This window comes from Mucilaginibacter sp. 3215 (genome assembly GCF_050433785.1).
GTDB lineage: Bacteria > Bacteroidota > Bacteroidia > Sphingobacteriales > Sphingobacteriaceae > Mucilaginibacter.
In genome coordinates, this window is record NZ_JBNPWO010000002.1 from 239811 (window position 1) to 252868 (window position 13058).

The 13058-nt window shown below is 42.1% G+C and carries 9 protein-coding genes; all 9 read right to left on the minus strand.

What is annotated here, in order from left to right:
* Window positions 1-265 precede the first annotated feature (265 nt).
* Window positions 266-1240, minus strand: coding sequence for a hypothetical protein (locus tag ABIC84_RS04835; protein WP_426588295.1), 975 nt, complete (start codon window positions 1238-1240; stop codon window positions 266-268).
* Window positions 1241-1272: 32 nt separating this feature from the next.
* Window positions 1273-1968: a hypothetical protein gene (locus ABIC84_RS04840; RefSeq protein WP_429262827.1), complete on the minus strand. Its 696-nt coding sequence runs from the start codon at window positions 1966-1968 to the stop codon at window positions 1273-1275.
* A 24-nt stretch (window positions 1969-1992) separates the two neighbouring features.
* On the minus strand, window positions 1993-3492 hold the full coding sequence (locus ABIC84_RS04845; protein WP_429262828.1) for a RagB/SusD family nutrient uptake outer membrane protein: 1500 nt from the start codon (window positions 3490-3492) through the stop codon (window positions 1993-1995).
* 51 nt (window positions 3493-3543) lie between these two features.
* The gene (locus ABIC84_RS04850; RefSeq protein WP_429262829.1) at window positions 3544-6729 is read right to left on the minus strand and encodes a SusC/RagA family TonB-linked outer membrane protein; all 3186 of its coding nucleotides are present in this window, start codon (window positions 6727-6729) and stop codon (window positions 3544-3546) included.
* A gap of 608 nt (window positions 6730-7337) precedes the next feature.
* Window positions 7338-7607, minus strand: coding sequence for a hypothetical protein (locus tag ABIC84_RS04855; RefSeq protein ID WP_426588303.1), 270 nt, complete (start codon window positions 7605-7607; stop codon window positions 7338-7340).
* Window positions 7608-7671: 64 nt separating this feature from the next.
* A complete protein-coding gene (locus ABIC84_RS04860) occupies window positions 7672-8571 on the minus strand; it encodes an AraC family transcriptional regulator (RefSeq protein ID WP_429262830.1) in 900 nt (299 codons plus the stop codon).
* A 501-nt stretch (window positions 8572-9072) separates the two neighbouring features.
* Complete coding sequence (locus tag ABIC84_RS04865; protein WP_429262831.1) at window positions 9073-10944, minus strand: DUF4859 domain-containing protein; 1872 nt, start codon at window positions 10942-10944, stop codon at window positions 9073-9075.
* A gap of 465 nt (window positions 10945-11409) precedes the next feature.
* Window positions 11410-11913, minus strand: a complete 504-nt coding sequence (locus ABIC84_RS04870; RefSeq protein ID WP_429262832.1) for a quinone oxidoreductase family protein — start codon at window positions 11911-11913, stop codon at window positions 11410-11412.
* 128 nt (window positions 11914-12041) lie between these two features.
* Entirely contained in the window at window positions 12042-13046 is a 1005-nt protein-coding gene (locus tag ABIC84_RS04875) for an NADP-dependent oxidoreductase (RefSeq protein WP_429262833.1), read from the minus strand.
* Window positions 13047-13058: the final 12 nt, after the last annotated feature.

Sequence of the window (13058 nt, forward strand, 5' to 3'; positions counted from 1 at the left end):
ATAAGGCAAATTCAGTCCTTTGTATCCCGATTATTATTGAATAAATGCTCAAAAAGTTGCGAAATCGCGGAATAGCCTCCATTAAAGAAGAAAAAGTTCACCATCTGTTGATCGGTGCAGGCATACACCGATCAACAGAAAGTCTTTTTTTAAGGTCTTCCCTGAAAGGAACCGCAAGGAATTGTCTTGCGCAAATTGATAAGGATTAAATGCTAGTTTGATTGCACTTTACGAGATAATGAATACAGCCGGAAAATGACCTTACTTAAGGGACTCTGGTCACGTCTGTTACTGTAGTTGTAACAACAAAAGTTCCCTTTGTCAGAAAAAAACCCACAGTTAAAGTCGTATTAACAGCCATTGCAACATCAGTGTGCTTTCCAACAATACTGTAATAATAAGGTCCACCGACAAAACCGGGATAGTTTTTTGAAGTGGTAAAAACCGGGAAAACTGGAACACCACCCGGATACTTGTATTCTAATGAGGTATCTGTTTTCGCCACTGGATAATAGGGGTCGAAGTCCGAAAAATTCGGTCTTCCAGGCCGTCCGATAACTTCCCCGTTGGCCGGGTTCCAAGGTTTGCCATTTTTATCTTTCCATACATAGATGATTTTGTCCGGACCGTCCGGCTTATAGGTAACTTTAATATCTAATAACGAAGCCGAAAAACCCACGAAGTTAGTATACGTTGCGTCAGAATGGTTATATGCTTTGTAACTTACCGTATCCGGTATGCTGCCTACTACGTTTATTTTGCAGGCGTTCGTTAATATCCGTGTTCCTCTGACGTTAGATACCTGTAAATCGATATTGTAAGACCCTACAGGAACAAACTTGGATGCTTGCGTAAACTGAAGCCGTCCACCTATCGGATTAATACTAAATGGAGCTAGTGTACTATCCTTAAGTTTTGTACTCAACAATGCAATCGTAGAGTCGTCAGCAGTAACATTGCCTTTGTATACCCGCACAGTATCCTTTGTCAGCAGATATTTAGAAGCGTCAGCGCCTGTTGCCATATCTTTGACTGCCAGCAATTTTACATTGACGGGTGTCGTGGAGCCATCAATCACTAAGCCGGCGGACACGGTTGTAATTCCTTGTGCTACAGTAAACGGATTGACATTATAGTAGATGTTGTCACTTATAAACCCTGTTTTTATTTTATTGCAACTGAAGGTTGCTATCGTCAGCAGCAGCGTTACTGCTATCCAATATGTAAAATTCTTACGCATGATAATTGATTTAAATACGTTGATAATTTATTTTATAACTTTCTCAATACGGCAAAGTTAGCCAGCACGTGAAGCGTGGTGCCCGTACTGGTTTGGATACCTGACGTCTGGCAGGGTAAATTTGCGTCGACCAGGTCGCCTGGAGACGGACCGGAGGGGCCATCTATCGTACCGTTCACCACTATATACTCTAACGTATAATAATTATAACTTAAAGCGCTGTTGGACAAATAGACAGAGCTTATTCCTGCAACTTTTTTTATAGCACACGGAGCCGCGGAACCCGCTTTGTTGGTGTAAGAAACCGCTGTAATACCTGCCCCGTCGAGCGTAATGGTGTGGTTAAACATATATTGTTTAAACAGATTGGCACTGACAGAATCTGTAAGCTGTTTCAGAGTGGTGATTGGACTGGAAAGTATGGCACCATCTACTTCTCTCTTTATAGTTATTCTTTTCATTAACAAGTTGATAGCCATATCGGGCGGTGCGAAGAAGGTCTTGCTGTTATTTATGCTGTCCTTTAATTTGTAGAAATCAATTAAAGTAAGCAAGGTATCAAATTGGTGAAATTTGTTGTTTTTCAGATAATCATATGTTGAGAACGGAGTTGCAGCTTTTTGAAGTCCACCGTCGGTGAGGTAGCTATTCTTTTTACAGGCACCTAAACAAAACAGGAGCAATAGTGCCACTGGCACAACACTTAAATAATGATTTGATTTTTTCATCGTATGTCTTTATTTATTTGTGGATCAATTAACTTTCCCGATCCAGAACGGGGTCTGGATAATTTTAGAATTATTGAGAAACAAATTTGGATCGATAGGCCAATAAGTTTTCCCTGCCGCAAATTCACCCGGGGTGACATTGTCAAACTGTTGTTCCTTCGTAATTCTTTCCAGCCTGATCAGGTCAAATGTTCTATGCCCTTCCAGGAACAATTCACGCCCTCTTTCATCGGTTACAGCTTGAACAACTGCCGTGCCCGAGACGCCGGCCAGGGGTTTGGCATTTCTGGCACTGCGTACCGCATTAACAAGAGATAACGCTGCAGCATAGTTGGTGGTTTGCCCTGCACTTAGTGCCTCTGCTTTTAATAATATGATATCAGCCAGCCTGAATATCACTATATTATTAAGCGCAACCTTTAACGCAGTATTGTTATTAACTGTTTGAATGTTAGTATATTTGACACATTCGTAAAAAGATGTCGTTCCATTTTTTACTATTATAAATCCCTTTTTTAAGCGTACGTCAGCCGTATCGCTGTATAAGCTCTGAACAAGCGAATTATTCACATGCCAGACAGGAACAGTGTTATTTAAATAAGGAGCAGTAAGTGTCTGGGATGCCAGGGTGTAATAAACGTTTGCATTGTAACCTTCCGTCAGCGTGTTTTGCGCAATTTCAAAAATACTTTCCTGCGACTGGCCTTTATAGATATCCATAAAGGATGCTGCAGGCATTAGGGAATATGATCCGGAGTTAATAATGGCGTCACAGGCGGTATTGCAGGCAGGATAATCACCCATCCATGCGTAAATATGAGCTAGCAAAGCGTAAGCTGCACCCTTATCTGCACGAACTGAACGATCAGACGAACCACTGTCCTTCCAATTTAGGTATTGAATGGCTAGGCTAACATCTTTGATTACCTGCTTAAGCACATCAGTTTGCGGAGACCTTGCATACTGTTGTGCCGCCGTCGCGTCGCTATTCTCCAACACCAAAGGAACATCTCCCCATATCCTGGCCATTGTGAAATAACAAAATGCTCTGGTAAAATAAGCTTCGCCCAGATATTTGTTCTTTTGGGCAAGTTTTTCAGCATCTGATGCCCCGTTAAAAACGGTGACCGGCATGGCTGTAATAAACGATATTGCCCTGTTACTTTGTGCAATGGCGGTAAAAAAAGGAGTCCATAACCTTAATTTTAACAACGGGTTATCGGTAGCCGTTGAAGCTACTCCCGCGCCAAGGTTAAAGTCAATCACTTTTTGAAAGTCGGGCTGGTCGGAGCTGCTGAATTCGCCCGACGCAAGATCTCCATATGCATAATATCCTATGGAAGCGTTAAATGCCGCTCTGATCAGGGAGTAGCAAGCCGCTACGCCGGTATTCGCATCACCGTCGGCTTGCCATGTAGTAGCATCTGTAGGTGTGCTTACGGGCGTTTGATCAAGAAATTTGCGGCAGGAAGCAGTAAATAACGCCGCAGCCACAATATATATCAATATGTATTTTCTTTTCATTGGAGTATGATTTATAAGTTATTTACGATAATTAAGGTTTATCCCGCTCTTTTAAAAACCGATGTTAACGCCAAGGGTAAATTTCGCCGCTGTCGGATATATGATGTTTGCGGAGCCTGTTGTCGGGTCTACCAATTCGGGATCTGCTATATCCTTGGCTTTTTTCCACATGGCCAGATTGTCGCCCATTACGTATATATTAAATCTGTTCATACCGAGTTTCTTGATCCATATGTCTGGCAGATCATAGCCTAAAGTCACGTTTTTGAGTTTTACAAAGCTTCCGTCCTCCACAAAGTATTCGTTTCCTATATTCCAGGGATCCTTCACGTTGGCGTCCGCGTTACTGTAAACTAACCTCGCATATTTAGTTTGGTCCCCAGGATTTTGCCAGAACTGGTTAAGCAGGCTGACATAGGTAGCCGGCCCCGCTGTAGTACCATAACTACCTGGGTATTTGCTGCCGTTTAACTCGTCGGAAAGCGCTCCGTTTAATATTTTCCTTCCAAAGACATACGATGCGAAGAAGCTCAGCGAAATGCGTTTGTATCGGAATGTACTACCGAGCCCCCCTGTGTATTTAGGATTGGGGTTACCTCCGTCATACTTATCGTCATTGTTAATGTTATAATCGCCATTTACATCGACATATCTCGGATCACCGGCTTTCAATGGCACACCGTTAGCGGTTTCTTTTGCGCCCGTAGTCGGATCAATAGGAACTTCCGCATCTGTGGCATAAACACCGTTGGTATGGAATATCCGGTAACTGAATATCGGTTTGCCTAAGGTTAATGTTTTGTAAAACCATGGCACATCAAACAAGAAATCGCGGTTGTTATTTGGCAATTTGGTCACCATGTTTTTGTTGAAGGAAATGTTAAAGTTGAAGTTCCACTGAAAAGGGGACTTGGCACCTAAAACGTTGATGTTAGCAGCAAACTCCAGGCCCTGGTTACGCAAGTCGACATAGTTACCGGATTGATATTGATAGCCACTCGTCGCCTGAGCGGGGACATTATAGAAGAATACATCTTTTGAATCTTTCCTGTACCAGTCAAAAGTTAAATTAACCCGGCTGTTAAAAAGCTCCACATCAGCACCAAAATCCAGTTGGGGGTCCCTTTCCCACCTTACCGTTGAATTTGCCTTTGTTCCATAGTTCGAAAAGTTATTGTAATAAGAAAAAGGAGATACAACCGTAGTGCCGTTATAAGTGCTGGCATTTCCACCTAACTGTCCAAAGTTGTTAATTGTTCCGTTTGTACCGCCGAAGTAGCTTGCATCGTTTGACAGTGACTGGTATTTAGAATACCATTGCCCAGGATCTTTTCCGGTTATGCCGTAGCTTGCACGGATCTTAAAGAAATTGACAGTTTTTTTTATTGGCTCAAAAAATGATTCGTCCGAAGCAATCCACCCGGCAGCAACCGCTGGAAAAGTGGCCCATCTATAGGCTGAACTATATATAGAACTTGCGTCTCTGCGTATGCTGGCGGTTAAAAGGTACCTGCCTGCATAATTATAGTTAACACGCGTATAATAAGACTCGGTTGTTTTTCGCTGATAAGAGGTAGACGCATTCAGGTTCGTTCCCGGAGGGACGGTCTGGACGGTACTTATCCCCGAAACGGAAATACCTGCTGCAGAAGCATAATTATAGTAACTTTCATAGCTATAGAGCGAAGCCCCTGCGGCAAGCAGAAAGTTGTGCTTGCCAATCCGTTTGTTGTATTGCAGAAAATTCTCAAATGACCAGGATGGATTGCTGGCATAAATATCGTAAGCTGTATTTAATGTGCCATTTAATTCAACCGGAGAAAAGTAACCGTATTTATTGGTATAATTGGTCGACCCGTAGGTGCTGTTAAACATAAGGTCAGCAGTGATCTGTTGTTTCAATTGTAAAGAGCCGATAATTGAAAATGCACGATCATCATCATAATAGTGTTTTTTGCCGGTGTAAACGTCATATTGGGCCTGTGTCAACGGTGCAAAAGAAGTTGGAAAATTCCATGCACCAAAAAGATTGGCCCCTGCTCCTCCAACCCCATGTTGCTGGCGCTGAGAAGACATTAACAGGTCGGCAGTTAATTCCATGCCTTTCAACGGTTTGATCGTGAGATTTAAGTGAGGAGAAAACTTTTCCAGCCCATAACCGTGCAAAACGCCCTGTTCGTTGTAGTGGTTGATAGATAGCCGGTACGATGTCGAACCAGTGATCGCAGAAATTGCCACATCCTGGCTATTGACCAATGATTGTTGCCGAACAAGCAAGCCCTGCCAATCAACATCGTTGTTAAAAGCAGAATTGAGACTATCGGTTATAGCCAGCGGTATGACACCCAGTTGCCGGTCACCATAGGTAAGCTGCTGCAACAATGCAAGCTTAAGCGACCTCTCTGCCGCTCCCGTCGAAACTTTGATAAAATTAGGCTTGGTAACCGAACCTACAAAAGCGGATACGGTAACCTGAGGCTTTCCCTGCTTGGCTGACTTTGTTTTTACAATAATTACCCCATTACCCGCCCGTGCACCATATATGGCAGCCGCGGAAGCGTCTTTCAGCACATCTATCGATTCAATATCGTTAGGGTTGATGAGTGATAAAGGATTGTTATTCCCATAAGCGCTACCCATAGCATTGACGTCGAAAATAATACCGTCTATGACATATAGGGGTCCTGTGTTCCCACCGTTGGCGTTCCCAAAGTCTATATTGGCTGACCCCCGGATTACAATAGCGGGCTTTGACCCCAACTCGCCGGTGCTTGACAAAACGCTCACACCGGCAAGGCGCCCTTGAAGCGTCTGATCGAAACTTGCTGCCGGTATATTGGCAATGTCCTTTCCACTTAAAGAAGATACCGCCGCGGTGACTTCCCGTCTGTTTTGTTTCTGGTAGCCTACAATAACGATATCTGATAAAGAATTTTCCTGAATTTGCAGGGTTATTGTTAATGGTTTGCCGTCCGTTTTAATTTCCTGCCGTCTAAAACCGATTAGACTGACGGTGATAGTATTTAAATTGCCCTTTAAGGTAAGCTGAAATTTACCATTAAGGTCGGTGGTAGTACCGTTAGTGGCCATTCCTTTTTCGGCCACAGTAGCTCCCGGCACCGCTTTACCCTCGTTGTCCTTAACTACGCCGGTTACGGCATTGGTCTGCGCCAGAACTTTTGTAACACTATTGCAGAGGAAGTAGCAAAGCATTAAAATTAGTAAACGTTTTCCCATTTCGTTGATGTTTAAATTTAATTAGTGGATATTGAACTTTAATTAACAGGTTGATGTACTGGTAACACCTGTGGAATGCCACCGTTTGTTGTTATGTCATAGGCAAATCTTAATTTTAAATAATCAGTTTAACCGCCGTTGAATCGGTATATTACTGCCGGGTATTCAGTTTTAGTTTTGTAATGGCTGTTTTAATTCCCTACAATAACTTGCTGTTAACCAAATGTAAACAGATATTAAACTGCCATTTAGTCAGAAATTACCCTTTGATAATAACATTTTGTAAATTATTTGAATGAATAAATGCAGTCTAAATACGCCGGCGGCGGGCGCATTTCAATAACAAACCAACCCGGACCTGTTGTACCGGTTACAGTCGACGCAGCATGCATACATCGATAGAAATCGACCATTTATACAGGAGCGAACCACACCAATGATTAATGGAATATATCGTTGTACTTAAAGTTTAGATGAGCCGTGAAACTTATGCTTAAGCAAGGCGGGTATTGCCGCACCGAAAGATTTCGGTTTCGATCATTGAGAAGCGCCCGAAGGTTACTCCGATTAACAGCACGGCGTTTCGCAGCTATGGCTGATGATCAAGGTCATCCCGGATCACCTGACGCCCCGGAATGATGTTCCAGGTTTTTACCATTTGTCAGACCTGATAACAGATTCCCTGATCGTGGAATTTGTAAATACTTGTTAAAACTCCAGCCGTCCTGCGTATTGGTTTGCACGCGCCGGCCCGGTTGAAAATAGGTAAACAGGCCGCTCCCCGGGCTCTTCCACATCCATAACGTTTTGAGGCTGAAACGATTGAAGTTAAGTTTACTGCCGAACGTAAAAGGGTACCCATCAATAATTCTTTTCACACCGGTTTATCGTACTTTAAGTAAGTAATAATTTAATCGTACGTACGGTTAGAAACGTGAAACATCAACCTGCCTGGACGTTAAATGCTAAAATATTTTGGTTATAATTGTCCATATAATTTTTGGGTGTTATGCCGATAATTAATTTAAACACCCGGTTAAAATTGGTGATGCTTTTAAATCCGCATTTATAGGCAACGGTATTTATGGTTTCAAATCTGTTTGCTACAAGCTTTTTACAAGCCTCATTAATTCTCACTTCATTTAAAAAAGAAACAAACGTGTGTCCGGTATGCTTTTTAAAATATCTGCAAAATGATTCCGGGGTCATAAATGCTATTTTCGCGACATCCTCCAAGGTTAGTTCCTTACCATAATGGTGGATAATATAGTCGTAAATGGTGCCAATCCGGATACCTTCATGATCAGTAATTACAGGCAGATTTCCACAGGACAATGGATCAAGTTTTGTTTTTATATCAACAACCAATTTAAGCAGGTCGAAGAAGGCAATTAACCGGTCAATCCCGGAAACCTGTTCTAAATTAACCATAGCGCTTGATATTTTTCCCCGCAGATAAGCCGGAAATTTAAACCCTTGCTGGTGTTGCTGTATAAAAAATAATGTTTGCTTCATTTCCGGAAGGTCAAACAATTGGGTGAGTCCTCCCTCTGGGTTAAAGAATATGGTAAGAGCCTCTACTTCCTTATCCGGGCTTGTAAGAAAATAATCCGGGTTACTCTTGAAAACGTGCGGCATATTAGCTCCGATAAAAAACATATCGCCGGCGGTATAATCATGCATATGGTTTCCCGCTATCAACGTTCCTTCTCCCTTTCTGATCCAGGTAATTTGTATTTCTTTATGGCGGTGCAGATAAGGATAATGGTGTTTCTGGCAAACTTTTTCTGCGATCACAGTTTTATCGTAAGCGACAGGGATGGTAAACTGCAAAACTTTCATACAGGGGCTTATTAATTGTTGTTTAATTTACAATTAATAAACACCGTGAAACAAGCTTTTAAAGTTTTTGGATAATTTAATATAATGAAAGGATAATTTATTGCCGCATATACCTTAAAAGTGAAAATTTATAGAATTATTGATAATTATAATTGTATTTTATACGTTTATAATCAATCAAGGAGATGTGGTAATATTAGCTAATTGATTAACTATATACCTATCTGAATCCAGGTTGGTTAGAAAACAATAGAACTTAAATGCCGTACTAAATAATTTCACGCTAGCATTCCCAAACTATGTACATCTTGTACTTCTGCCTTGCCGGCTATCAAATACAACAATAGAATTAAATTCACCTTAAAAGAAATGAGCCCGATAAATACCGGGCTCATCATGAATAATTAAATTAGTTTGTCTAACTTTTCGGTTACACTTCAAATAGTGATACAGCTTTGTGTTTTTTAACTTTTCGAAAACGCGGCGCATCTTCAAAATTTATTACAAAATAGTAACGTTAAACGTAAAGGTTGCCTTTGCGCTATTGTTGCTTGGTGTGGTGTATATCAGAGCTTGTTTGATTGTATATTTATCACCTGCTTTCACATGTCCCGGATATTGGCCCACAGTAAAAATAAAGTTCTTCTCATCATATTCGGACCAGACCACTGCGTCCGTTCCCCAGGGGACTACGTTACCGGAGGTATTAAACCATTGGCCGTATCCGTTGGCAGTCGTAGTTGCATTTAATTGTCCATTACTTTCAACAGCATAAAACTTAATATTCGAGCCCATAAGGCTCGTCAACTGATCGGACTGCAACAAAAATGCACTGATAAGTTTTGAAACATCGACATTTATCTGTGTAGAGGCGTAATTAATGTCATCATGGGCTATAGACACATCATATGAAAAAGATACATCTTTAGGAATGGCAGAGCTACCTGGGGTTGCATAACCTAAAAGGTTGGTGTTGGAAAACTTTATTTTATAAGGCCATTGCTCATCGTTGCTGTTATCATTGTCCCAGGCATGTCGTGAATATGTTTTAGGCGCTCCCGTAACCACAAACCAGAGGCGGTCGCAGTTGGCCGGTACGGCAAACGTTGCTTTACCGTTATTCTTACTGAACATGTTACTATAAACACGGCTTCCGTCCTTCATCAATGTCACAAATCCATATCGCCAACCAGCATTGGAAGGATTGGCAACCTGATTAAAACCTACAGCATTTGCCATACCCGCAAAATCGGCACTTACCGTTGTGCTTCCCTCGGGTAAGTTGAGCGGAAGCGCGTTAAATCCGGTTGTTTGCGGGCAAAAGCTATAATCAGGCTGAAACCATCCGTTTTCCAGCGGGGTCATCTTGTAATACAGTTTCCCGATATAAGGCCTGCCATCGTTCCTTAAAGCATCCAGATCCCAGGTAACTACTTTACTTGCCTGCTCGTAAATTTCATCATTGAATTTGTTGTTATCAATTCCGGTTAATCTTTGGTATGCCTGAATCGGGTCTTCAGGCTTAGCAGACTGCCGCCATATCCTGGCGATAATATCCACCCCGTGTTTCTGGGCCCAAAAATCATTAATGATGTAACTTGCATAACGATAATCTTCATGAAGGAGATGTTTATTGTAATTCTTATAGTAATCTGCAAATTCCCAGGCGGTAAATGTTTCTGACGGATAAGCTTGAAATGCCTGCCATTGCGCGGTTTGTTCCCAATATCCGTTTCCACCGGAAGCGTCCGGCCCGTATCCATATCTGAAACCATGTGTTAGACCCAAATCGCATGATACCTGATATTGGAAGCTATGGCCGATTTCGTGGGCAATTACCGAGCCTACAGGTTTACAGGTTGAAGGGCTAACCCATAAAGCACCAATTGTATCATCGTACCCCGAACCAGTTGCCAGCCAGGCATCCTGGTGGTAAAGAAAGATCAGCATTTTGTATTTACTCAGTTGGGAGGTTTCGCTGCTTATGTCGGCAAACTTGAGTTTGTTAACGTTCAGGTCATAAAAGGTTTCTGCTTTACTTAAAAGGTCTTCGATGTCTACCCGGTAGGCATCAGGTACAGTACTTGCGGAAGGCAGATCCTTACCATATTCTTTAGACCAAAAAAGGATAAAATGAGCTGATTGTTTTGAACGTGCATAGCAGAATTTGCTGGTGTCAGCATCCCAGTTCATATTCTGCATTTCTATCGGTTTATAGATGGCAAGCGTCTGAGCTTGGGGCTTTACAACCGCCGTTTCGGGATCATTGGGTTTGGTTATTTGTTTTTTGCATCCGTTTAAGGATATAAGTAAGGATAGACATAGGACAACAAAAAAAGTTTTTGTTATTGCCGTGATGGAAAAATTGTTCATAGTGATTCGATTTATAATTAATTAAAAATGGTTATAAAGGTTAAACAAAAATGCGGCGGTTTACGACAAAATCTATGTAGGGCAAAAGCCAGCCCTCCTAAATATTTGCTTATCTTGATTTTAACTTTTTTAGAACATAAGAACCTTAAGCCCCGTTTATATACCAGTTAAAAGACCTAGCAATTTTATCAAACAATTGGCTATCAGGCTATACAAGAATTATCCAATGACAATCAATTATTAACCTCTTATAAACCGGGCTGGCATATGTGACAATTCGGAACATTTAACTTAGTCAAAAAAGGTGGCCAATATGGCCGTGTTCATTTAGCATGATATGCGACTCAATGAAGGCTTCGGATCCAGAATTAAAATTGGGAATGCTATTATTTGACAACATGCATAAAATCAACCCGGCTGGGTAAAAGGACAGGAAGGGAAAGAAGCGGTTAAGGTTTACATCAATCAGTCGGCTTCTCCACTGTGTTTAGACCGCACATTTGCAATAACCTCCGAAACAATAAGTTTTGCTAACTGTATGCTGAAAGAACCGAGACCACCGGCTGCGCCTTCTACTAAAACAGTGTCCCTCGGCTGGATACGCGCTGATTTTTTTAAGGCGACCACTGCGGTCAGCGCATGCACAACCAGCGCTGCCACCTGCTCTGGCGAGAGTCCCGGAGGAAGCGGGATAACGGTTGCCGTAGGCACACAGATGTATTGAGCGTACCCGCCGTCACCTGGTGTAGCAAAAACCGGAGTACCGACCTCCAAACCTGTAACGCCTTCACCCAATTCTGCCACGGTGCCTGCGATCTCGGCACCCAGCGTAAACGGTGCTGGTGAGGGAACGGGAAAAGGGGCGCCGCGGCGGCGCATTACGTCGGCGAAATTCAAACCTACGACTTCAATTTTGATCAGCACTTCGCCTGCTTTGGGGCTTGGCTGCGGAACATCTTCATGTACCAAACACTTCGGGGTCACCAATGTGGTGGAATCTTACTGCTTTCATTTTATTTTTTTTACTTTTAATAGCACAGCGGAGATTGGGAGTTGGGGCACTTCTTGTAACCGCCATAATCTACAAGAAGTACTTTTTATTTAATTTTTATTACAACTTTTCCTTTTGCACGTCCGGATTCCACATAAGCCAACGCTTCGTTGGTTTGTTCAAACGCAAATAATTTGTCTATCACCGGTTTAATCACACCTGATTCTATCAATGATGTAATTTTTCCTAATTGATTGCCATCTGCCCGCATAAACAGGAACCGGAAACTGCTATTCGCTTTTTTTGCTTTTTTCTTCGCGCCGAAGCTCAATAATTTTGTCACCAATTTTAAATACCAGGGCAAGTCTAATTCCTGTGCAAATTCCGGGGTTGGGGGGCCAACCAATGAGATCAGTTGCCCGCCGGATTTTAAAACGCGGAATGATTTTTCCAGGATCCTGGGATTCCGGTTACTATGTATCACCAGATCGTAATCTTTAAGTTTGGGTTCAAAATCTTCTGTTTTGTAATCGATCACCAGGTCGGCACCAAGCTTTTTAACCCAATTTATATTAGCTGTACTGGTAGTTGTGGCAACATACGCCCCTAAATGCTTCGCCAGCTGAATAGCGAATGTACCCATACCACCGGAGCCTGCCTGGATGAAAACTTTTTGGCCTTTTTTTACATTCCCGATCTCAACAAGTGCCTGCCAGGCAGTTAAGCCAACCAATGGAATGGAGCACGCTTCGTCCATGGTAAGATTTTTGGGCTTTAAAGCTAAATCACCTTCATTTACAGCAATATATTCAGCAAAAGTGCCTATCCTGTGATCACCCACCCTCGAATATACTTCATCGCCGACATTGAACCGGCTGACTTTTGAACCAACTTTAGTTATCACACCTGCTAAATCATGACCGTTTACAAATGGTGGCTTGTAGGGTAAAAACAATTTGAAATCACCGTTTCTAATAAGTGAATCGAACAAATTGACACCTGCTGAATGTATTTGTACCAATACTTCATTTTCCTTTACCTTAGGTTCTGGCAATTCGGTCAGATGTAGTTTTTCTTTTTTGCCGTAGCTTTTTACTATGAATGCCTGCATGATTTTATTTTT